This window comes from Niabella hirudinis (assembly GCF_051201075.1).
Lineage (GTDB): Bacteria > Bacteroidota > Bacteroidia > Chitinophagales > Chitinophagaceae > Niabella > Niabella hirudinis.
In genome coordinates this window covers 1-20,772 of the sequence record NZ_JBPEHJ010000015.1, presented here as the reverse complement: position 1 = coordinate 20,772, position 20,772 = coordinate 1, and the positions used below count along the sequence as shown (strand labels likewise).

17 protein-coding genes are annotated in these 20,772 nt (G+C 49.5%); 8 read left to right on the top strand and 9 right to left on the bottom strand.

The genetic code is table 11. The features are described 5' to 3' along the window. Both GGU45_RS19685 and GGU45_RS19680 read left to right on the top strand, forming a co-directional pair. Window positions 1-3,459, top strand: a complete 3,459-nt coding sequence (locus tag GGU45_RS19685) for a hypothetical protein (protein WP_435227684.1) — start codon at window positions 1-3, stop codon at window positions 3,457-3,459. A gap of 134 nt (window positions 3,460-3,593) precedes the next feature. Then, on the top strand, window positions 3,594-6,797 hold the full coding sequence (locus GGU45_RS19680) for a phospholipase D-like domain-containing protein (RefSeq protein ID WP_435227683.1): 3,204 nt from the start codon (window positions 3,594-3,596) through the stop codon (window positions 6,795-6,797). 908 nt (window positions 6,798-7,705) lie between these two features. On the opposite strand, the gene GGU45_RS19675 is transcribed toward GGU45_RS19680, so the two are convergent. Further along, on the bottom strand, window positions 7,706-9,061 hold the full coding sequence (locus tag GGU45_RS19675; RefSeq protein WP_435227681.1) for a 3-keto-disaccharide hydrolase: 1,356 nt from the start codon (window positions 9,059-9,061) through the stop codon (window positions 7,706-7,708). Between the two features lie 137 nt (window positions 9,062-9,198). Between GGU45_RS19675 and GGU45_RS19670 the strand changes: the two genes are divergently transcribed. From GGU45_RS19670 to GGU45_RS19660, 3 genes are all read left to right on the top strand, one after another. After that, on the top strand, window positions 9,199-10,518 hold the full coding sequence (locus GGU45_RS19670; protein ID WP_435227679.1) for a Gfo/Idh/MocA family protein: 1,320 nt from the start codon (window positions 9,199-9,201) through the stop codon (window positions 10,516-10,518). 234 nt (window positions 10,519-10,752) lie between these two features. Beyond that, on the top strand, window positions 10,753-11,172 hold the full coding sequence (locus tag GGU45_RS19665; RefSeq protein WP_435227678.1) for a hypothetical protein: 420 nt from the start codon (window positions 10,753-10,755) through the stop codon (window positions 11,170-11,172). A 1-nt stretch (window position 11,173) separates the two neighbouring features. Next, window positions 11,174-11,572, top strand: a complete 399-nt coding sequence (locus tag GGU45_RS19660; RefSeq protein WP_435227676.1) for a thiol-disulfide oxidoreductase DCC family protein — start codon at window positions 11,174-11,176, stop codon at window positions 11,570-11,572. 313 nt (window positions 11,573-11,885) lie between these two features. Here GGU45_RS19660 and GGU45_RS19655 read toward each other — a convergent pair whose 3' ends face one another. The 3 genes from GGU45_RS19655 to GGU45_RS19645 form a co-directional block, all read right to left on the bottom strand. After that, window positions 11,886-12,263 carry a VOC family protein gene (locus GGU45_RS19655; RefSeq protein ID WP_435227674.1) on the bottom strand — a complete coding sequence of 126 codons (378 nt, stop codon included), beginning with the start codon at window positions 12,261-12,263 and terminating at the stop codon, window positions 11,886-11,888. Window positions 12,264-12,398: 135 nt separating this feature from the next. Continuing rightward, complete coding sequence (locus GGU45_RS19650; protein WP_435227672.1) at window positions 12,399-12,821, bottom strand: acyl-CoA thioesterase; 423 nt, start codon at window positions 12,819-12,821, stop codon at window positions 12,399-12,401. Between the two features lie 6 nt (window positions 12,822-12,827). Further along, complete coding sequence (locus GGU45_RS19645) at window positions 12,828-13,238, bottom strand: DoxX family protein (RefSeq protein ID WP_435227670.1); 411 nt, start codon at window positions 13,236-13,238, stop codon at window positions 12,828-12,830. Window positions 13,239-13,335: 97 nt separating this feature from the next. On the opposite strand from GGU45_RS19645, the gene GGU45_RS19640 reads away from it, so the two are divergent. Continuing rightward, the gene (locus tag GGU45_RS19640; RefSeq protein ID WP_435227668.1) at window positions 13,336-13,980 is read left to right on the top strand and encodes a hypothetical protein; all 645 of its coding nucleotides are present in this window, start codon (window positions 13,336-13,338) and stop codon (window positions 13,978-13,980) included. Window positions 13,981-14,073: 93 nt separating this feature from the next. Here GGU45_RS19640 and GGU45_RS19635 read toward each other — a convergent pair whose 3' ends face one another. Further along, complete coding sequence (locus GGU45_RS19635; protein WP_435227667.1) at window positions 14,074-14,262, bottom strand: hypothetical protein; 189 nt, start codon at window positions 14,260-14,262, stop codon at window positions 14,074-14,076. A gap of 210 nt (window positions 14,263-14,472) precedes the next feature. Between GGU45_RS19635 and GGU45_RS19630 the strand changes: the two genes are divergently transcribed. Next, window positions 14,473-14,964, top strand: coding sequence for a hypothetical protein (locus GGU45_RS19630; protein WP_435227665.1), 492 nt, complete (start codon window positions 14,473-14,475; stop codon window positions 14,962-14,964). A gap of 84 nt (window positions 14,965-15,048) precedes the next feature. Here the strand turns inward: GGU45_RS19630 and GGU45_RS19625 are convergent, their stop codons facing one another. The 4 genes from GGU45_RS19625 to GGU45_RS19610 form a co-directional block, all read right to left on the bottom strand. After that, a complete protein-coding gene (locus GGU45_RS19625) occupies window positions 15,049-15,903 on the bottom strand; it encodes a hypothetical protein (protein ID WP_435227663.1) in 855 nt (284 codons plus the stop codon). Between the two features lie 10 nt (window positions 15,904-15,913). After that, window positions 15,914-16,660, bottom strand: a complete 747-nt coding sequence (locus tag GGU45_RS19620) for an LVIVD repeat-containing protein (protein ID WP_435227661.1) — start codon at window positions 16,658-16,660, stop codon at window positions 15,914-15,916. 17 nt (window positions 16,661-16,677) lie between these two features. Next, on the bottom strand, window positions 16,678-17,190 hold the full coding sequence (locus tag GGU45_RS19615; protein ID WP_435227659.1) for a hypothetical protein: 513 nt from the start codon (window positions 17,188-17,190) through the stop codon (window positions 16,678-16,680). Window positions 17,191-17,423: 233 nt separating this feature from the next. Next, window positions 17,424-17,573 carry a hypothetical protein gene (locus GGU45_RS19610; RefSeq protein WP_435227658.1) on the bottom strand — a complete coding sequence of 50 codons (150 nt, stop codon included), beginning with the start codon at window positions 17,571-17,573 and terminating at the stop codon, window positions 17,424-17,426. A 285-nt stretch (window positions 17,574-17,858) separates the two neighbouring features. On the opposite strand from GGU45_RS19610, the gene GGU45_RS19605 reads away from it, so the two are divergent. Next, window positions 17,859-20,531 (top strand): 4-alpha-glucanotransferase, encoded by a 2,673-nt coding sequence (locus tag GGU45_RS19605; RefSeq protein ID WP_435227657.1) that lies wholly within the window; start codon window positions 17,859-17,861, stop codon window positions 20,529-20,531. Window positions 20,532-20,772: the final 241 nt, after the last annotated feature.

Below are 20,772 nucleotides of genomic sequence, written 5' to 3'. Positions count from 1 at the left end.
ATGTTATTAACACACCCCGCATTTCAGCTGTTCAGCGCTTCATTAAAAGAAGTGGTGTTGCAGGGTATCTGGCAGAAAGTGTTTTTACCCGCTGCCCGCGGTGATGAGGATGTAAAAAGATCCCGGCTCGCCTTTCCCGGTCAAACCATACCGGTGGCCCTGCGCTGGACCACCCACCCCGAGTTTGGGTTTCCGCGCAAGCCGTTTAATGTGTACCGCAGGCCGGGGCGTTACCCGGCTGAAGGTATCCGGCGTCTCGTAGAAAACGGAGCCCAGGCCGTTAACGTATGGCGCAGCTTCGATTTTCATGAAGAACTGTTTGTGATGGCCATCAGTTGCACTGTGCCCGCTGGCCAGTCCCTTGTGTTAACACCCATCGGGCGGGACAATACGCTCATGAAGGCAAAAAAATACACCCTTACCGCCACCGGCACCGTATTGTTTAAAGCGCCGTTTATGACCGGCATTCAATGTGAAGGAATGGGAACGGTAACCAGCCTGGTGGGTGTAACCATGCAAAGTGTATTGAACGCAACCGACTGGCAGCATATACAGGTGGTAGGTTTGCCCTTCAAAACCGGCGAAGTAGGAGGTCTTGGCTATGATGGAGATCCGCAGGGGTTTGTACCGGCACTGATGGACGCAGAATCGGCTGCGCGCCTGCGTTTAAAAATGGGCCAATGGCTGTTTATGCCCCCTCCGTCTGTGAATGCAACCGACCCGCAATGCCCGGACGTGAACTGGAAACATCCTGAAGCAACCGACTATCTTAAATTTCTGGGGACCGAACAGTTGCCCATGATCAATGACTGTTTGACCAACTGTGACGACTACTCCTGGATACGGGAGACCCGGCAGGTTTTTTACAAAAAGGAATACACCGTTGATGGGTTGCATCAGCCGGGAGGCGGACCGCCGCAACCCGCAAAAGCCATTATACCGGTAGTGAACCATACCCTGCTGTCGGTTACCAACGAAAGTCCCGCCAGTCTGGGCCTGGGTTTTGGCACTTACGATTTTCCCCCGGTGAAGCAACCCGTCATTGACACCCGCGCGTTCAAGATGATGAAAATGGCGGCCGCCGCTTCCAGCCAGCAATTGCTGGGCATGGATTATATGGTAACCGCAGCCTATGTGGTACGGCCTTTTGAAAAATTTGAATTCAGTTTTCTCGATGATCTGAGCAAGGAGCTGGTCTTTGCCGCTCTCAATGATGAACGCGCGCTCCCGGTTACCCCGGAGCAATTAGATGCCATCGGCATCCAGCTAAACCGGCCGGAAACAAGGGATGCCGCCTACACCCAATCGGTAAAGCTCCGCTGGAACCAGAGTGTGGTGCCGCAGGGCTATGGCACAGCCGCCAACTACAAAGCCGGCAGCAGCACCCAGGTAATGAATGACGCGTATCCTTTTGATAAGGATTGTTATAAGAACTTTTTTACGCCCGTGCCCAAGGTCAACGGGGTAGAGCAGGACCCCGCTGATGTAGGCCGCTTTATCATCAATGCAACAGAAGAGCCCGTACCTCTTTACGGCAGTGAGACACATAAATATTTTGTGGCAGGCTGGGACGTCTTCGGGCGTTGGAGCGGCTGGTCAAAAAAGAATTTTACGGCAGTGGCAGCAGTACCCCAGCAGCCCGGTATTATGGCACTGAACCTGGCGTTAAGACCCGGTGTAGACATGTATACACTGGCACCCAATCAATCACCCGTACCCTGCCAGTTAGAGATCGAATTTGGGTGGGACTGGATCGACCGCTCGCCCTCCCGGATACAAATAGCCGGCACTTTTTTTAACGCAGCGCTTACAGAACCGCCACCGGGTGTACCCTCTTTCTTTGGGTTAAGAAGCGGCGATACTACCACTCCGGTCATCGAGGTTAACTTTCCGTTAAACGATCCCACCGTTGTGCCCGTAGTAGCCCCTCCGTATCAGATCACCATCATGCATACCAATGTACCGGCTTCCCCCGTAGATCCGGTGGTGGGCAGCAGCGATGTGCCGGCAAACAACCTGGTGCGTTATAAGCTGATCATCCCCAATATTGATTGCAGCTTCCCCGGAGGTTCGCCCTACCAGGTGGCTTATGCAGCCTATATCCGCGGACTGGAACGGATACGCATCCCCGTAAACGAATACAGCGACTGGAACCCCTGGGATATTCCTTTTGACCTCGTAAACCGTAAGAAGATCAACTATACCACGCAGATGGACGACCCGCGCCCGCCGGCGGTTACCACCCTTCCCGCAACAGTCAATTTTACCGCCATGCCCGATGCCGCAAAAACCGCACGCGGCAGGCTGACCTGGCCCACCGCCACCAATGCCATTGGTTACCATGTGTGGGAGGCCAATGAAACAGCCATCAGGGCCATACTCGACAAACAATTAAAACAGGAGTTCCCCTCCGACAGCTCCAAACATCTTAAGCCGTTGAGCGAGCCGCATACGGACCGGGCTACCCAGCTAAGGGACCTGCTGGCCCAGCCAAAATACAGTGAGCCCTGCCAGCGCTTTTTTAGCCGTGTTAATAAAGAACCGGTATTGCAGCCCGCTATTGAACTCATGCTGCCCGGATCGGCCGATATCCTTTTCCTGTACCAGGTAAGCAGTGTAAACAGCGCCAATATCGAAAGTAAAAAAAGCAATGTGATCTTTTTTGCCGTGCCGCAGGTAGTGGTACCGGCATCGCCCCTGTTACAGGTACGCCGGTACAAAAAGAAACTGGAAACAGATCCTGTTGGCGAAGGCATTGAGGTAAAAGTGGTATCCACTATTGGGGAGGAGCCTCTGGGCTACCACCTGTACCGTGTACGAAAGAAAATTGGAGGAAACGATGTAGGCATGAAAGGGTTGCCGGTTTATGTGGAGACCGATGCCCAGTGGGCAGATGCGGAGATCAGTTTTTTGAACGGGACCTCCTATAAAGGGAAAAAGATCAACGACCTCGGTGTCAGCAAAAGCTGGCGGCCCTTTGTATACCAGGCGGTAGCCATTGGCAAGGCAGATCCGGCCCGTGGATTGTATAGTGGCATCAGCGGAGGCAGCACCACCGAACTGATCTATTTTCCACCCGATATACCGCCTACCCTGGTTGCCGCGGGCATGCCGGCTTCCAACGCGTTTTGCAGCCGTTTCGAGGTCGATACCTCCGCCCCCTTTGAGCTGCTGGATCTGGGTAAAACGCTGATCGAAGTTTTTGAACTGGACAGCAATAACCAGCGCAGCCTGAAAGGAAGTTTTATTGCCCACGAGATCATGGAAGCCGCAACCCCGGTGCCCCTTGCCACAACAGCAGCTGCGGCAGATGCGCTACCGGCCATCAGCCGTATGTCCGTTAACTATACCACGGGTATTACAAGATTCAGCCTCTGTGTAAAGGGCGCCCCGGTTAAGATCATTCTCAGGATCACAGACCCCCTTAACCGGGCAGGTGAAATTCAGCTGGAATCCTGAACCGATGAGGCATAACATTTTTCTGCAACATTGAGCTCTTTGCGAAAAAACCTGGCGTCTTTGCGTGAAAAACAATAAAAAAAAATGTTATGCTCCTGATCATATTGTTTTGATGAACGTTTAAAAAAAAGTGTATGCCATTATTACAAGACCTGACTACGGAGAACCTGAAACAATTTGGTATTGAAGGGCTGAGTTTTACCATGCCGGCAACAACTCATAAATGGGCCAACGAGAGCAGCAATACGCCCTCCATTACCTCAGACAGTGATACCCTTAGCCTGAGCTATACGGCCAATAATTGGCTGGCGCCTTTCAGCGGCATCATCAATAAAGCAGACAGCACCCACCCGCTTTCCTTCAACCTGCAAAAAGCAGACGGTAGCATGGTGCAGGAGGATGGAGCCGTACTACGCTTGTTTCCCCAGCAAATACTGCGCATGAAGCGCCTGCTGGCATTAAAATTTGAGCAGGCCAATGCCCATAGTTTTGAAAGAGGCGCAGGGCAGCCGCTCCGGCAGGTGCCGGCCTTTATCTTTTACAGCGGCAGCGGCGCCGCGGGCGTTACCGAAGGATATGTTGCAGCGGGAGAAGACCTGGGTTTTAATGGCGGCATGACGTTCTTTGATGAACAGGGCTACCCGCTGCATCCCCAATATGCAGCCAGCCTGGTAAAAAGCCTGCTGGGCTTATACCCCGCGCTTGATATCGACAACGCACTCAATAACCAGCTGGACGCGATCATTGGCACTACGGGCAGCCAAACTGTGCGACTGGTAACAGCCGATGGGGCGCCTTACAATGGTGATCATATCGAGGGAATTACCGCCATCAATGCGGGAATAGGTCTGTTCGCCATCGACACTTATTCCGGAAGCGATACCAGCCTCAAAGGCGAGCTGCGGCGACAAACAGCCACAGCGGCTTCCGGCGATTTTCCACCGGAAAAAGCAGCGCGGTTTTTTATGGGCAATATTACTTACTGCCGCATGGCCGATAGAGTACCGCTGGTAACATTCCCGGCAAGCCTTGCAGCCAACACTCCCGCACACGATTTTTTTACCGTTAAAGTGATCGAAACTGAAAAATACCTGCTGGGCGATGCCAACAGCAGTTTTAACGGCACTCAGCTGGAGCCCAAACCCTTTATACGCCTGCACCAGAACCTTGCATTATTACCAACCGGCAACCACATAATGGGCCGGCTGCAAACTGTTTTTGCGGCACCATTAACCGAGGGTTTATGCGCCGCCACGGCCATAGATAATACCCTGCCCCTGCCTGCGGATGAAGCCAATGTACTTTGGCCACAGTTCCCTTCCATTGGCGGCGTTACCGCCGATAGCAGCTTTCCGCCCGCATTAAAAAATGAGATCAAAACCAACAGCCGGGCCGATTTTTTACCGGCAAGTGGCGGTGGTCAGCCAACCGATATCCGGCTCAAACTCACCGGCATCCCGGCGGGGGCCGCCATACGTGTATACAACCGGGTATTCCTGACCGATGCCATTATAAAAAGAGGCGATGGAGCCGGAGGTGTTTGTACCGCCACCGTAGCCCCGTTTACCGGTCGCACCCTGGATGGGGAGCTGGACCTGGTACTTACCGATCCGCTGGGCTTAAAGCGACCCGATGGTACGGTAACCGTGCCCACCAACCCGGAGCTGATCTTCGACCTCATGATCAACTTAAATGATGGCACCAATAAACGGCTCTATGGCGCCATTACCCTGCCGGTACAATCGGCGGCCGTAACCCTTCCTCCGGCCCGGCCCAACAATGCCATTCAGCCGCTTGCAAAAAAGGGCATCTGCACGGCAGCCATCCTGGGGCTCAATACAACATCCGTTACTTCGGTTGATTTCAGCAGCTTTGAAAATTTTGTCAACAGCATCCTTACACTTTGTACCGATACCCAGCCCCGCGATGCCTGCCGGCTGCCCACCATGGCCCGGAGAGACCTGCTGGCGGCTTCATTAAAAGCCGGCAACTGGCAGGCATTGATCAGTGGCGGCTCCATTACCGGAGGCCTTCACAATGCGATACAGGACCGGGGCTGCCCGGGAACCCCGGGCGGAAAAGAAACCAGCAACACGGGGATCTATACCCAGCAGGGACAACTGGCCTACGACATCGGGCGGATGGCATTCAGAAGAACCACCGGTTTTTATGACCGGATTGTACAGCTGGCGGATGCCAACTGGAATGAACCGGCCGCAACCCCGGCGCTGGGTGAAACCGAAGCTCCCGGCGCTGCCAACGGAACCGTATGTGGCGCTGTTTTACAGAACATAGCTCCTTACTGCGAAACACCGGAATTTGCTTTATTAAAAACCATCATTGAGCCCAATATCAGCAGCATACCCGCCACCTTTGACGACCTCGTAAACCTGGTTACCGGCTGGATCAACAATATCAATACCGGTTCATTGCCGGGGCTGCTGGCCACTGCTGCGGGCCAGCTGAAAACAGAGCTGGTCAACCGGCTCAATACGCTCAAAGACAACAATGCGCTGGCCGAAAGCGATAAAGAGCGCCTCTATAATGAGCTGAAACGCGAGTTGAGCGCCTCCTGCTTTGGCCGGCGGGATACACAATGGGCCTTACAGGAAGCCATCCGGAATGCCCGCCAGTTCATCTACATCGAAACACCCGGCTTCAGCTTTACGCAAGGCTCCCAGGCAGCCGATTATACGGTGGACCTGGTACAGGAGTTGCAGGATCAGCTAGCCGCAAAACCCGGGCTGAAACTGATCCTCTGCACACCGCGCCAGCCAGACTTTACAAAGAAATATGATCAATGGATCCGTAGCGAGGTAAAAGAGCGTTTTTCCATCATCAGTAACCTGCCAGCCAAACAGGTTGTGGCCTTTCACCCCATTGGTTTCCCCGGGCGGCCCTCCAACCTGGAACAAACAGTGGTTATTGCAGACGATGTGTGGGCACTAACCGGCAGCAGCGCCTTCCGGCGGCGGGGGCTCACCTTTGACGGCAGCAGCGACCTGGTAATAACCGACCTGCAGCAATCGAACGGAAGTTCTCCACTGATCAAAGACCTGCGCATCCGGTTACTGAAACAACGGCTCGGTATCCCCGACAGTGATACCACCAGCAGCCGCTCCCTCCAATTACAAAACATACGCACCACCTTTAAGATGATCCGGGAAACACTGGTAGCCGGCGGGCTGGGCAAAATAGAACGTTTATGGAACGGACATGAAGAGGGCATTGCCTATGCAGACCCGACCATTGACAAGGACCTGGCCAACCCGGATGGACTGGAGTTTAATACACTGAGTGCCGCAGTGTACACGATCTTTACCGATCTGGCACTGTAGTAAGGAATGTCCTTGTGTAACCCTCCATAAACAATGGAATATTCAACTCTTTTTGGCTTTTTTCCACTCGACCAGCTTATGAACAATTTCCCTTTTTATCTCCATTCGCCAGGGATAAGGGCCTGTATCAAAAGTCGCTGTTTTGTCATGCCGTCCCGATGGCGATCGCATCTGCGTCAGGTTAGCATGCAAACTGTACCCGCCGCATAGCGGCGATGAATATTGTAAGAGCGGGTTTTAACCCGTCTCACCATCCAGACGAAGGATTGAGAGCCGTCAGCCCGAAACATTTGCCGTGCCTATGGCACTCACATCTGCCTCTTGGCTGCTGACGTCGCGCTGAAGCAGGACGTTCTAAAATCTATCCGGGACTATGCCCCTCAAAGCCTTTAATAGAGCAGATTTGCCGGCATGCTTACATCCCCTTAACCTGACGCCAATGCGGTGGCGATCGGGATTGTTTCGGCATCTAATGATGCTTGTTCGTCAATAGATGCTGAAACAAGAATAGATCCCGGGTCAAGCCCGGGATGACATCTTCAGAACGACATCATGCTGTAAAACGACTTTTGAAACAGCCCCTTATTAGGTGAAATATCAGCTACCCTGGCTCAGCAGCGTCCCCACCGGGGGCCACCCCCAGCCTTCGTTGATCATCTCTTCATCCATCTCCTCGTCTTCATTCTTATACAGCGAAAGTTCTTCTACAACCGCATCGGGAATCTATCCCAGCTCCAGGGTATCAAGGTTCAGAAAACATACCAGCCCGGCCTGGAGACTTTGTGCAATACCAGGTTTCAATCATTGCTGCGCCGGATGGAGCGATGTGTTTATAGCATGCACCCAATAAAAGCGAGCGATCTTCTGCAGAAGATCGCTCGCTTTTACCAATCGTTGTTCTTATCCTTTTATTTTTTAAGCTCTTTGATCTTTAATGAGCGATAGGATACTTCATTGCCATGATCCTGCAGCAGCAGATGTCCTTTGGGCGCCATTCCAAAATTGGGCCAGTTCTTATACTTACTGATAGCTACCAGCTGTAAGAATTCCGGCGAGCCCCGCTGGTATTCCACCACTTTAAAGCCATTCAGCCAATGTTCTACTTTATTATTCGGGTATACAATAACCATCCCTTTATTCCACTCCCCGATGGGCTTGCGCGATTTCTTATCCCGGTCGGAGGTGATCAGGTCATACACGGAAGCCAGGGTACGGTTTCCGTCCCTTCCCATTTTAGCATCGGGATGCACCGCATCATCCAGCACCTGGTACTCCAGTCCAATAGCCGATCCTTTATTCTTTTCACTCTCGGTTACAAAATACTTCACACCGCTATTTGCTCCTTTTGTCAGTTTAAAATCAAATTCAAAAACAAATGCGCTGTACTGCTGCCGTGTAACAATATCGCCGCCGTTTGCCGATTCTTTCCCCTGGGAAGACAATACCGTCAGCTCGCCATCTTTTACTTCCCAGCCTTTAGCAGGAAAGGATGTTTTGTAAGCGCCTCTCCATCCCGTAGTTGTTTTACCATCAAACAATAACCGGAATCCGTTCTTTTTTTCCGCGGCAGACAGGTTATTGGGAATCATATTTACCACAAAAGTACCATCAAGCGGAGCAGGCTTCAGCCCGGTGGTCCGGATCCGGATATTCTTCCAGCGGATCTGCCGTCCCTCATCTTTTTTATTGCCAATGCCATGTACCTGCAGGGCAATAAAGCCCTTTGGCGTCATATCGTCAACAAGATAAGAGCAGGGAATACCATTTACCCAGGTACGCATGGTATTGCCGATACATTCCAGTTTGATCTTGTTCCATTGCCCTTGTTTAAATGCTTTTTTGGCAGCAGGATTTAACTCCAGTGTATATAACCACCCCCGGCGCGCCTCATCATAAATACCGCCGGTCCACGCCCTGGCCGATGGATCTATCTCAAACTGGTACCCATGCACACGACCATTGTTATAGTCGGCAGTGCTTTCGCTCCTAAACTGCACCCCGGAGTTCATAGTACTATCTACCTTAAACTCCAGTTCCAGGATAAAATCGCCATAGTCCTGCTCGGTTACCATAAAGGAATTGGGCTGTCCATATACCGTTGTGCCCACAATTTCCCCGTTTTCCACGGTATATTTTGCTTTACCATTCAATTGTTTCCAGCCGGTAAAATCCTTACCGTTGAAGAGATTCCTCCACCCCGAACCCTGGGCAGTAGCGGCAAGCACCAGTATAGCACAGCCTGCAAGCATCATTAATTTTTTCATTACCTGTTTTTTAAAAGATACCGGCTAAATTACCTGCTTTCCGTTAAACAACAGAAATTAACTATTCAAACGTTTTCGTAAATAGCTTTTTGATAAATGCTTTATATTCGTCAATATTACAATACAATTATTGCCACATGAGTACAAACAGAAGAGTTTTTATCCGCAATACAGGATTAGCTGCAGCTGCAGCAGGTTTGGGATCCATGGTTCCCCTGGATCTTTTGGCCAGCATCAAAAAAGCAGTATCGCCCAATGACAAGATCGGGATTGGAGTAATCGGGATGAAGGGAATGGGATGGTCCGATCTGTCTTCCATGTTAAAAGTACCCGAAACGCAGTGCGTAGCCGTATGTGATATTGATGACAATATCATCCGGCAACGACTTACAGACCTGGCAAAGATCAGCCCGCTGAAACCGGCTGTTTATAAAGATTACCGCAAATTGTTGCAAAATAAAGATGTGGACGTTGTGATCATAGGTACCCCGGACCACTGGCATTGCCTGCAGATGATTGATGCCTGTGCCGCCGGAAAAGACGTATACTGCGAAAAGCCGCTGGCCAATTCCATTTTTGAAGTACAGCTGATGGTGAAGGCAGCCGCCCGGTACAACCGCATGGTTCAGGCAGGCCAATGGCAGCGTAGCCAGCAGCATTTTAAAGATGCCATCGCCTATGCACAATCTGGTAAGCTGGGCCGCATTTCTTCAACAAAAACCTGGATGTATCGCGGAGGATCCACCCCATTGCCGGTGGTACCTAATTCCCCGGTACCGGCGGGGGTCGATTATACGATGTGGCTGGGGCCTGCCAAAAAAAGGCCGTTTAACAAAAACCGATTCCATTATGAGTTTCGCTGGTTCTGGGATTATGCCGGGGGACTGATGACGGACTGGGGCGTGCACCTGATCGATATCGTATTAATGGGTATGAAGGCCGAAGCGCCTAAATCGGTGATGGCTACCGGTGGCAAATTTGTATTTCCTGATGATGCCCGCGAAACCCCCGACCTGCAAACCACCCTCTACGATTTTGGCTCCTTTCAGATGAGCTGGGAACATAACCTGGCCACCGGAGTGGGCCTGTATAACATGCAACATGGTATCGCCTTCATTGGCGAGAACGGTACCCTGCTCCTAAACCGGGGAGGCTGGGAAGTACGGCCCGAAAAAAACAAGATCGAAGCCGTGCCCTGGACCAAATCTGTTGACAATGGGCTGAACCTGCATACGACCAACTTTATTGATGTGGTAAAATCGCGCAAAAAAGCAGACCTGCACTGCCCCGTAGAAGCGGCTGCAACCGTGGCTATTGCCAGCCACATGGGTAATATTGCCGTGCGCACAGGGCAAAAAATCTACTGGGATCAGGCAAAGAACCAGTTCAATACCCCCGCAGCTACCCAGCTGGTAAAACCGGTGTATCAAAACGGCTGGAGGCTGCCCGCGGTTTGATACTAATGCTGCCCTGAAGATGTCATCCCGGGCTTGACCCGGGATCTATTCTTGTTTCAGGCTCGATTGAACGGCAATATGCATAGATGCTGAAATGAATTCAGCATGACAGCGACAATTTGGAATGCCTCCCAGGCATAGTATACTGAGCAGTGACGAAGCATGCTGAGCTACGACGAAGTATACTGAGCAGTGACGAAGCATAGGTTGTATCTTTGCAAAAAGATATAACTTATGAAATCTTTTTTTGTCATTTTCCTTTTTGCTGTTGCTGCCGGCTGTGCAAAGAAAACCGCACCGGCCATTGATACAAACGGCACGGCCTTAAGCCTGGCGCTGAATGAAAAAAAATCGTATGGCAGCATAACAATTATGGTTTCCCGGATACAGGAAAGCCGCTGCCCTATGAACGCCCGCTGCATCCGGGCCGGGGAAGCCATTGCCGACCTCGTCATCAGCGATAACAAAAGCAGCATTACCGTTTCTTTATGCACCGGGGCCGATTGTGAGCGGCAAAAAACAGGCGCGCAGGCCAGGGCGGTACTGGGCACCCATCAATACCTGCTGGACCTGACCGACATTATCCCCAACCCCACAAAAACCCTGGATAAAGGCACGCAGAAAGTAATATGCTCCATCCGGAAACTACAGTAGCATGGAAAACGGGCCGGTTATATTATTTGATGGCTTCTGTAACCTCTGTAACGGTTCGGTGCAGTTTATTATCAAACACGATAAACGCAACCGTTTCAGGTTTGCATCCCTGCAATCGGCGGCCGGGGCACAGCTCCTGCGGCAATATGCACTGCCGCAAACCTGCCGTTCGGTGGTGCTTATCGAAAACGGGAAGGCGTTTCTGCGTTCAGCAGCCGCATTAAGAATTGTACGAAAGCTAAAAGCGCCCTGGCCTTTGCTGTACCTGTTCATCATTATTCCCCCATTTATCCGCAACGGCATATACAACTGGGTTGCCCGCAACCGCTACCGGTGGTTTGGCCGGGCCAGCCAGTGTATGCGCCCAACCCCGGAGCTTCAGGAAAAATTTATTGGGTAAACCCGGCGCAGCCCGTCTCTTTGTATTGCCGCCCCCCTGTGCCTTTATAATTGATCTGAACTGTTGTTGCCACGAAGGCAGGAAGACCCGAAGATACACGAAGAGCAAAGAATCTGTGTTTCTGCGTTTCAGTGGCAATGACCATCTGCGCACTAAGATTTAATCCCATTCGTTGCGATCTTTGCGAATTCTTTTTGGTTAAGTATTCAACCGCAAGGGGCGCCAGGGTAACGCTAAGTTCGCTAACGTATTTAATACCCTTTCCCTGCCGTCTTTGCGGATCCTTCGCGTACTTCGCGGTTAAGCGCACCTCCTATTTCATCGAAGTAAGCCACCAAACATTTCCAAAAGGATCCCTAACTCCCGCGCTATGCCCGTAATCCCGCTGCGCCAGCTCATCAATAATTTCACACCCATTGTTTACAGCCTTGCGCAGGGTTTCGGCAGCATCATCTACATATACAAATAAATTAGCCGGTGCCGCGTCATATCCTTCTGTTACATCTGCAAACAGGATATTGCAGCCATTGATCTGTACTTCGGCATGCATAATCTCTTTACTGTCTTCATCGCGATAGCTCTTAAAAATTTCAAGGGCATTGAATACACGCTGCGTAAAACCGATAAAGGATTCAGCATTCAGCAGGATCAGGTAAGGCATCAGCGGCTGGTGACCTTTGGCTACTTTCATCTGTTAATTTTTTATTGATTTTTATGGGTCAGATGGAATTCGCTATAAAAATTATCATCGCTTTTGATATAAATTACCCGATACTTTTTATAGCTCATTTCATATAAACTGTTTTAACAGGAACAAGTAAGCCGGCTACTTTGTTGTATCCCTGAAAAAAGGAAGCAATGCATCCCGCAATTGCTCCGGCATGGCAGCCCGCTTCATGGTACGGGCTTCCATAAAATAAAGCACCACATGGCCCTTGGCCAGCAATTCCTTTTTATCATTGTAAGCCTCCTGGTGAAAGGTAATCCGGTGCCCCTCCGGAAGTTCATGCAGGTTTGCCGTAACCGTGATCAGGTCATCATAGGTAGCCGGCCGAATGTACCGGCAATGCACTTCTATCACCGGCATAATGATCCCCGCCCTTTCCATAGCTGCATAAGTAATACCAAGGTTCCGGATCGACTCGGTACGCGCCACTTCAAAATAATTGATATAATTACTGTGATATACCACACCCATTTTATCTGTATCGGCATACCGCACCCGGAGCTGTGTTTCTGAAACGAACATATACGCTTATTTACCAATTGTTTTATCCAAACTGTACTTTCCCGGGCCCACCAGCAGCAGTACCAGAAAAACGGCCAGAAAAACCCCGGCCAGTTCACCCTTTCCAAAAAAATCTCCGCTATGCGCTACAAACAAGGCCACACACATGGCAATCATCAGCGGGATCACCGCCAAACGGGTTAACAAACCTAAAACAACAAATACCGCGCAAAAGAACTCGGCAAAAACCGTCATCCCCAATGAAGCTTTTACACCAATATGAAAAGGATCTGCAAAGCCTTTGGCCGCCATTTCCGAAAAGCCGGTCAGCTTTTTATATCCGTGATTGATGGCCATTGCGCTGCCGGCAACTACCCTCAGTATCAGCAAAGCCAGCGACACAGTCCCATCTTTATACTTTGTATTCAACCATTTCATAGAATTTGTTTAGTTCTTTGTTAAAAAACAAACATAGGTATAATTTCGATTTTTTCCTGCGGGGAATTGTATATTCGTTCCCGTAAAACGTTCGATCATGTTCCCTATATTGTCCGCTTATTTATACCAGGAAAAAAAGATCACGCTTCCCGGGATCGGCCGGTTTGAGCTGATTCCTGTAAATGCATCTACCGGCTTTCAAACCGTTGAAGCTCCGGGCTGGGAGATCCGCTTTACCGAAAACAAGGCGGTGGAAAGCAGCGAAAACCCTGAAGGTCTTTTTGCCCTGCTTGGATCAAAGGAAGCCATCAGCAGGGATGAATCCCGGCAGCAGTTTGAAGAGTTTGCCCGGAATATTCTTGTGAAGCTGAATGACCAGGAAACAGTTGAATGGGAAAACGTAGGAATTCTTGAAAAGCCCGATACGCGTATTGCATTTACTCCCAAAGCGATCCCGCTATCGCCCTTTACCGGCATTGCGGCACAAAAAGTGTTGCGCGACCACGCGCATCATCCCGTACTGGTAGGCGAAAAAGAAACGAGCCTGGGGGCCGCCAGAGAGCAGCTGCAGGAACGGAGCGCTAAAAAAAGCAATTCAAAGAAAATAACCTGGATCGTACTTGCTGCAATCATTATCGTTGGCGCTGTTTTCTTTTTAAGAAACGGATGCAGCCTGCAGTCCGCAGGAAACCAGCAACAGGCCCCGGTGCAAAAAGCCGGCCCAACTTACAAGTTGGAGTAATGAGGTCAATAGGCAGCGGGCAATAGGCAATAGCAAGTAGGATATAGCGTATCAATAACCTGAAACATAAAACCTGAAACGCTACCAGCCCTATCAGGCGTCCCGGGGTTTTACCTTCTTTAAAAGCAGGTAGAGTGCCACCGGGATGATATTAAAAATCAGGACTACGATAATACCCAGCACTTTCAGATGCGCCGGCAATACCTTATCCAGGAGGATCGACCTGATCCCAAAAGCAACCACCAGTACATAAAGCAGGATCAGCAAAAAGTAAAGCGCCATATATTATTGTTGAAGTTGTTTAAACTTAGGAAGGAATGGTATTCCCCGCAGATTTACGCCAATTTTTTGCGCAGAAAATCAATTAGCGGGAATCAGCGGTATATTGAATCTGCCCAAAATCCGCAGGAGCCTTAGAATCCTTACTGTTTGGGAGAAAGTCTAATCAACTTAAATGACAAATACATTACCTTCATAAGAAAATATGAATTTATGAAAAATTTATACTTTCTGCTTATAGCTGTTTCCATATATTCCATTTCCTGTTCTAAATCATCATATAAAAAACCTTTGAATAATAAGGAATCTGAATCTAACGATAGCAATCCGCTGGTTTTAGCTGATAAAAATAAAGCGTATTATGATTCCTTAATTGGTACATGGAAACTTGTAAAACAGGTTTCCGACATGGGGCCGGTTGTCTTCCCCGCCTCCTATCGGCGAACACTTACATTTGACAGTACCTTCTTTTATACGGACAGCGTACAATACGATTCTGAAAATAGTAAGATTGCTACTTTTAAATATAACATTGAGGTGAAAGAGTCGGATGGTCCAGGCTATAACCCCTATATATTTCTAAACCCCAACAACGAGGGATGGTCAATGAGATCCGGCGTTTTTCAGGGTGAGGCTAATGACACACTTTCTATTTTTAATGGAGTAGGCTCCGAATATTACGTTAAGGCTTCGTCCCAAAAGTAAAATCAACAGCACGGCTATTCGCTACATTCATCTAAGATTCCGTTACAATAAAGATCATATCCGAATTATTCAGGTGTCGGCGTCTCAAAACCGGATGCCCGCTCCCAAACCAGCCATATAGTAAACGTTATCGCGCTCCAGTTTCCACTGATCCGGGTGATGATCATCCGAAGCCCTGCCTCCCAGGGCGCCCCCAACGCTGAAATTGGCGGCCAGGCACAGGATTCTGTTCACATTTACGGTAAGTTTTCCGCTGAAAGCCAGGGACGAAAACCGGGCCTGTTCTCTCACATAAGCGCCCGTTGTATAGGGGAAGGAGCCATTATCATTAGCGCCCGCAACCCGGTAATAGGCAACTATATTCTTTGAAGAAAAAATGTATTGCGGTCCCATACCCAGCCGAACGCGTCCCCGGTTCTGCGGATAAAACCGCATCGCCAACCCCAATCCATAAGCTCCTTCGTTTACGCCCACAAACGGGGCCACATCCAGCCCCAGCCGGTTGTTAAGCACCGTACGTTCATACGACAGCTGAAAAACAGCCGAGGGCCGGTTGCGCATATTGGCCGGAGCATTGTATTCCAGGTTGGTATTGGCCATGTCAAAAACGCCGCCGGAAGCAATAAGGGTATGCGGACCCAGCTTTTCGTATGCTCTTTGCCGGGCCGCCTTTTCCGGGCCGATGGGCCGGTGTCCCCGTCCCGTTGAAAAATAATCGGCGGTACCATTCGCATATACGATAGAATCCACATATTTTATTGGATACTTATATACCGGGCCATCCGGATTATGCAGTTTCCTGTATTTTATAAACTCTATATCCACCTCGGTAATCCGTGCCTCTATAACCCGGCGCTCCTTTCTGGAATAAATCCGGTCCTGCGCCACCGCGGGCAGCATTCCTATGATCAAAAACAGGACTGTTAGTATCACTCTCATACAATTACTTTTAATGGTTGGCTATCTTTTTGGGATCGGCCGGGTTTGTAATATCATAAAGCAGGAAACCGCCCGCTGCATAAACGATCAAAATATGATCATAAGGGATCACATCTATAAAGTCCGTACCGTCCGATACAATTTTGCGACTGACGGGTTGGGTTTTATCTGCAACATCCACCACATTCAGCCCGTTTGTTCCCATACATACATAAAGAATATTGTCCTTAAGCCCAAGCCCCTGCGGCTCGCTCATGGGCAGGGACGATACCTGTTTGGGACTTAAAATACGAGTACCCTGTATGTCATAAATGTTCAGCTGATTTAATGTGCCGCCACATCCGTTATTATTGCTGCGCAGGGTTACATAGGCATAGTTTTCATCGGCCACTACGGGATCGCAGGAGCGGAGATGCTGCGCCTGCCCCTGGAGCTGCGGCTTTTTAGGATTGCTGTTGTCAAAAACATACATGCCGGTTTCGGAACCTATAAAAAGCTTATCCCGGTACGGAAAAATGGTTTCTATATTCCAGCCCACATTCTGGGTGCTCAGCAGGAGCATTTGTGCGGGGTTGGAGATGTCATAGGTCTGCAGCGATGAGCGGCTTACCAGGTAAAGATAATCTCCCGAAATGGTCATACGGGCTGTAGACCCCCCGGCACCCGAACCAGGGGACGATGCAGTATCTCCTTTTTTACAACCGGTACAAAAGAGCAGGATCAGGGGCACAAACATGAAGCATTGTTTCAATTTCATAAGAGCGATTTTTGGGTTTAATAAGAACAGGCCGGGTTGATCAATGTTTTCTTTTGCCAGCCGATCACCACTCCTCTCGTTTTGTCAGGGCATTCAAACGGGCCACGTTCAGGAGGAAGCGCCGAAGATCGCTTCAGCCCCAGTGAGGCCGGCATCCGCTTTACCACACTTAACTGGTCATTTTCAATTTTCAGGACCACGATATCGTCCTGGCTATTGGTATACACCAGGCCATTTCTTACGGCCACTTCCTGCGCGCCGGCCGCTTTTATAAAAGCTTTTGGCACGGGCGCCGCGGGATCCGAGATATCTGTAATGTGAACCCCTTTGCCCGTTTCTACCTGGTACAGCACGCCATCCTCCACGTAAATTTTGCCACCGCTGGCTACAGGTTGCGCAGCCATCAGAACAATACTGGCCATATCTGCCGGATCTCCATAAACAGGGGCATACCCGGTGACTTCATTTTTTTTACTGGAACAAGACAGCAGCAATAGCAGGCCCGTTAGCACCGGCAATAATTTTTTCATGGCTTGGTTTTTTCAGTCTTTTCAGAATTTTGGTCAATATGTTTTGTTTCAAACCGGGCATCACATTGGCAGGTTTTCATTTGATGCGGGGCACCGGTATTATAAATGAAACGCAGCTGGTGTTTAAAACGCAACAACGACATCATCTTTTTCTGATAGCAGATGATACCATAAAAAAGAGGCCGCTCTGATTGTCAGAACGGCCTCCCGTATACGTTGATCCGAAAAAATTGCTAAATAATATCCATCGCCTTTACAAAAAAGGTAGTTACAAACGGCAATACCAGCGTAAGCCAGGGATTATGGCTAAAAATTAAAAACAGAAAAAAAGCAGTGGACAGGAAGAAGAGAATCCACATTAATCCTTTATTTTTTGATGCCATCTTTAAAATTTTGCACAAAAATAAGGGAACCCGGCGATATTATACGGTATGGGGGATAAAATATCGGGACCACCGCATGAATTTGTTTCGATCCGGAAGTAAGCCGCCCAATGCGCCGGGGCCACCATCATAGCATTAAATCCCGACTATTAAAATGCAATTGCCTCAAAAAAATCGTCACATTTTTTAAATGCGTATCAAATACACAATATCTTTATGAAAAAAGAGTAACGATTATCAGATAAAACCCTGTTACTTGCCGGTTTTAAAAAAAATTGTTGATTGATGAAAGTTCAGTTCAATATAAAGTTCCATACAAAATACGGGGAAAGTTTATGGTTGTGTGGTTTGGATAACATATCGGGGAACAACCAGGGCGGGCGTGGTATCCTGATGAAATATCTGAATTATGACTACTGGGCGCTTGAACTGGACCTGGATCAGCAGGTCCTCCCGCAACCGCTTTCTTATTTTTATATTTTTGAGACCAACGAGGGAGAAAGGATCCCGGAATATAAAGCAGCCCGGCAGCTGCAGCTCCCCCGGGATCCCAAAGGCTCCCTGGTTATTTATGACACCTGGGTCGATATGGGCGCTATTGAAAACGTGTTTTACACAGCCCCATTCCAGGAAGTGCTGCAACATACGCCGCCTTCCCCGCCCGCTACTTTTACACCGGAAGCCAACTATACTTTTGTGGTGAGAGCCCCGCTGCTGGAAGCGCAGGAGGTGGTTTGCCTGCTGGGAAATATACCCGAGCTCTCCGGCTGGAACACTGCAGCGCCGGTGTTGCTGCAGCAGACAGGAAGCGATTGGGTGGCAAGTCTACCGGTATCATCGGTTCCTTTTTCGCTGGAATATAAATATGGCATCTACAATAAAAAGCAGGAACGTTTTGTGGCCTATGAAGAAAAAGAAAACCGGGTGTTTGGTCCGCCGGTACACGAAAACGAAACGGTCATACTCCACGATGGCTTTATAAGACGCCCCGGTAATACCTGGCGCGGCGCCGGGATGGCCATCCCCGTGTTTAGCCTGAGAAGCGGGAACGGACTGGGTATTGGTGAATTCAATGACCTGGAACCACTGGCGGACTGGGCACAACAAACGGGGTTAAAGCTCATACAGATCCTGCCCGTTAACGACACTACCGCCACATTTACCTGGAGGGATTCTTATCCCTATGCCGCCATTTCGGCCTTTGCCCTGAACCCTGTTTACCTGAATATAGAAACCGTAGCCGGCGACAGCGCACCGGAGTTGATAGAAGAAATGCAGGCCGAAAAGGAACGGCTGAATGCTGTTCCCCGGGTTGACTATGAGGCTGTCGTAAAATTAAAATTCCGGTTGCTCAGGCAATTGTTCGATCGGCGGGGCAAGGAACAGCTGGCATCAAAAACCTACAAGGCGTTTTTCAAAACCAACCAGCATTGGTTACAGCCATACGCAGTTTTCTGTTATCTGAGAGACCAATATAAAACGGTAGACTATTTGAAATGGAGAACGCACTCCGTATATGATGCAGCGGAGGTGAGCAAGCTTTTCAAAAACAACCCGGTTGTGGGTTTTTATTGCTTTCTTCAGTATCACCTGCATCTTCAGCTGGAAGCAGCTGTTGCTTATGCCCATAAAAAAGGCATCGTGATCAAGGGCGATATCCCGATTGGTGTATACCGCTACGGATGTGATACCTGGATGGCTCCTGAGCTCTACAATATGGAGTTGCAGGCCGGCGCTCCCCCGGACGACTTTGCTGTTCACGGTCAAAACTGGGGCTTTCCTACCTACAACTGGCCCCGGATGCAGGAAAACCAGTTTAGCTGGTGGAAAAGCCGTTTTGAACAGATGAGTCATTATTTTGATGCCTTTCGTATTGATCATATCCTGGGCTTTTTCAGGATCTGGAGCATTCCGCTGGATGGGGTGCAGGGTATTATGGGCTACTTTGACCCCAGCATTCCTTTGGAAGCGGAGGACTTTCACCGGTATGATATACCTTTTCATGAAGACCGGTTTTGCACACCTTTTATCAACGATGTTGTGCTGAACCAGGTATTTGGAGAAAAGGCCGGAGGTGTAAAAGAGCAGTTCCTGCAATCGGAAAACGGATTCGATTATTCTTTTCTTCCCCAATTTGACAGCCAGCGAAAACTGGAAAACTGGTTTGCCCTTAAAAACGGGCCGGATGATCTCAAACAGGGCCTGTTTCAGCTGTTGGCCAATGTACTGGTTTTAAAACAAAGCAGGGAGGGGCACACCGCTTACCATCCCCGGTTCGGATTGGACAAGACGCTCTCCTTTCAATCCTTGCCCCATGATCAGCAGGACAAATTAAATGCACTCGCCAACGATTATTTTTTTAACAGGCAGGACACCTTCTGGAAAAAAGAGTCGCTAAAAAAATTGCCGGATCTCAAGGCCGCTACCAATATGCTGGTCTGTGGCGAAGACCTGGGGCTGGTACCGTCCTGTGTGCCGGAAGTGATGAAGGAGCTCGGCATTCTTAGCCTCGAAATTCAGCGGATGCCCAAGCAATCCGGAATCCGCTTTTTTAACCCTGCAACGGCCCCCTATCTTTCCGTGGTGTCGCCCTCAACCCACGATATGAGCACCATCCGCGGCTGGTGGGAGGAGAACCGGGAGCTGACGCAAATTTTTTACAATGAGATGCTGCACCTCCAGGGCGAAGCCCCCGTTTATTGCGAAGACTGGATTAACCGGGAGATTGTTCAGCAGCATTTTAACTCCCCGGCCATGTGGTCGATATGCCAGTTACAGGATCTGCTGGGCATGGATGATCATATCCGGCGAAAAAACCCCGGGGAGGAGCGGATCAATATCCCGGCCGACCCGCACCATTACTGGCAGTACCGGATGCACATACCGCTTAAGGACCTGATTGCCAACAAGCCCTTTACCAATCTCCTGAAAACGATGATAGCGAATAGCGGACGATAGACAGGACTGTTCCAGGTTTCGGCTTCTGTTCCTGAGGAACTATACCTTCGAAGAAAGGGTTTCAGGTTTAACGTTCAAAGTTTCACGTTAGATTCGTTTTTATTTTTGATGGACTGTTCGCTGTTTCTTGTTTGAAGTTTGATATTACAGGTGTCCGGGGAAAAAAGTAAGTGTAAATAAAAGAAGGAGGCTTTTGGGCCTCCTTTTAAGTAGATTTAGGTTACCACACACAAAATCTACG

Bases quoted from the DNA above. Each gene is read 5' to 3' on its own strand.
- GGU45_RS19685 (WP_435227684.1), top strand. From the start codon at position 1: ATGTTATTAACACACCCCGCATTTCAGCTGTTCAGCGCTTCATTAAAA.
- GGU45_RS19680 (WP_435227683.1), top strand. From the start codon at position 3,594: ATGCCATTATTACAAGACCTGACTACGGAGAACCTGAAACAATTTGGT.
- GGU45_RS19675 (WP_435227681.1), bottom strand. From the start codon at position 9,061: ATGAAAAAATTAATGATGCTTGCAGGCTGTGCTATACTGGTGCTTGCC.
- GGU45_RS19670 (WP_435227679.1), top strand. From the start codon at position 9,199: ATGAGTACAAACAGAAGAGTTTTTATCCGCAATACAGGATTAGCTGCA.
- GGU45_RS19665 (WP_435227678.1), top strand. From the start codon at position 10,753: ATGAAATCTTTTTTTGTCATTTTCCTTTTTGCTGTTGCTGCCGGCTGT.
- GGU45_RS19660 (WP_435227676.1), top strand. From the start codon at position 11,174: ATGGAAAACGGGCCGGTTATATTATTTGATGGCTTCTGTAACCTCTGT.
- GGU45_RS19655 (WP_435227674.1), bottom strand. From the start codon at position 12,263: ATGAAAGTAGCCAAAGGTCACCAGCCGCTGATGCCTTACCTGATCCTG.
- GGU45_RS19650 (WP_435227672.1), bottom strand. From the start codon at position 12,821: ATGTTCGTTTCAGAAACACAGCTCCGGGTGCGGTATGCCGATACAGAT.
- GGU45_RS19645 (WP_435227670.1), bottom strand. From the start codon at position 13,238: ATGAAATGGTTGAATACAAAGTATAAAGATGGGACTGTGTCGCTGGCT.
- GGU45_RS19640 (WP_435227668.1), top strand. From the start codon at position 13,336: ATGTTCCCTATATTGTCCGCTTATTTATACCAGGAAAAAAAGATCACG.
- GGU45_RS19635 (WP_435227667.1), bottom strand. From the start codon at position 14,262: ATGGCGCTTTACTTTTTGCTGATCCTGCTTTATGTACTGGTGGTTGCT.
- GGU45_RS19630 (WP_435227665.1), top strand. From the start codon at position 14,473: ATGAAAAATTTATACTTTCTGCTTATAGCTGTTTCCATATATTCCATT.
- GGU45_RS19625 (WP_435227663.1), bottom strand. From the start codon at position 15,903: ATGAGAGTGATACTAACAGTCCTGTTTTTGATCATAGGAATGCTGCCC.
- GGU45_RS19620 (WP_435227661.1), bottom strand. From the start codon at position 16,660: ATGAAATTGAAACAATGCTTCATGTTTGTGCCCCTGATCCTGCTCTTT.
- GGU45_RS19615 (WP_435227659.1), bottom strand. From the start codon at position 17,190: ATGAAAAAATTATTGCCGGTGCTAACGGGCCTGCTATTGCTGCTGTCT.
- GGU45_RS19610 (WP_435227658.1), bottom strand. From the start codon at position 17,573: ATGGCATCAAAAAATAAAGGATTAATGTGGATTCTCTTCTTCCTGTCC.
- GGU45_RS19605 (WP_435227657.1), top strand. From the start codon at position 17,859: ATGAAAGTTCAGTTCAATATAAAGTTCCATACAAAATACGGGGAAAGT.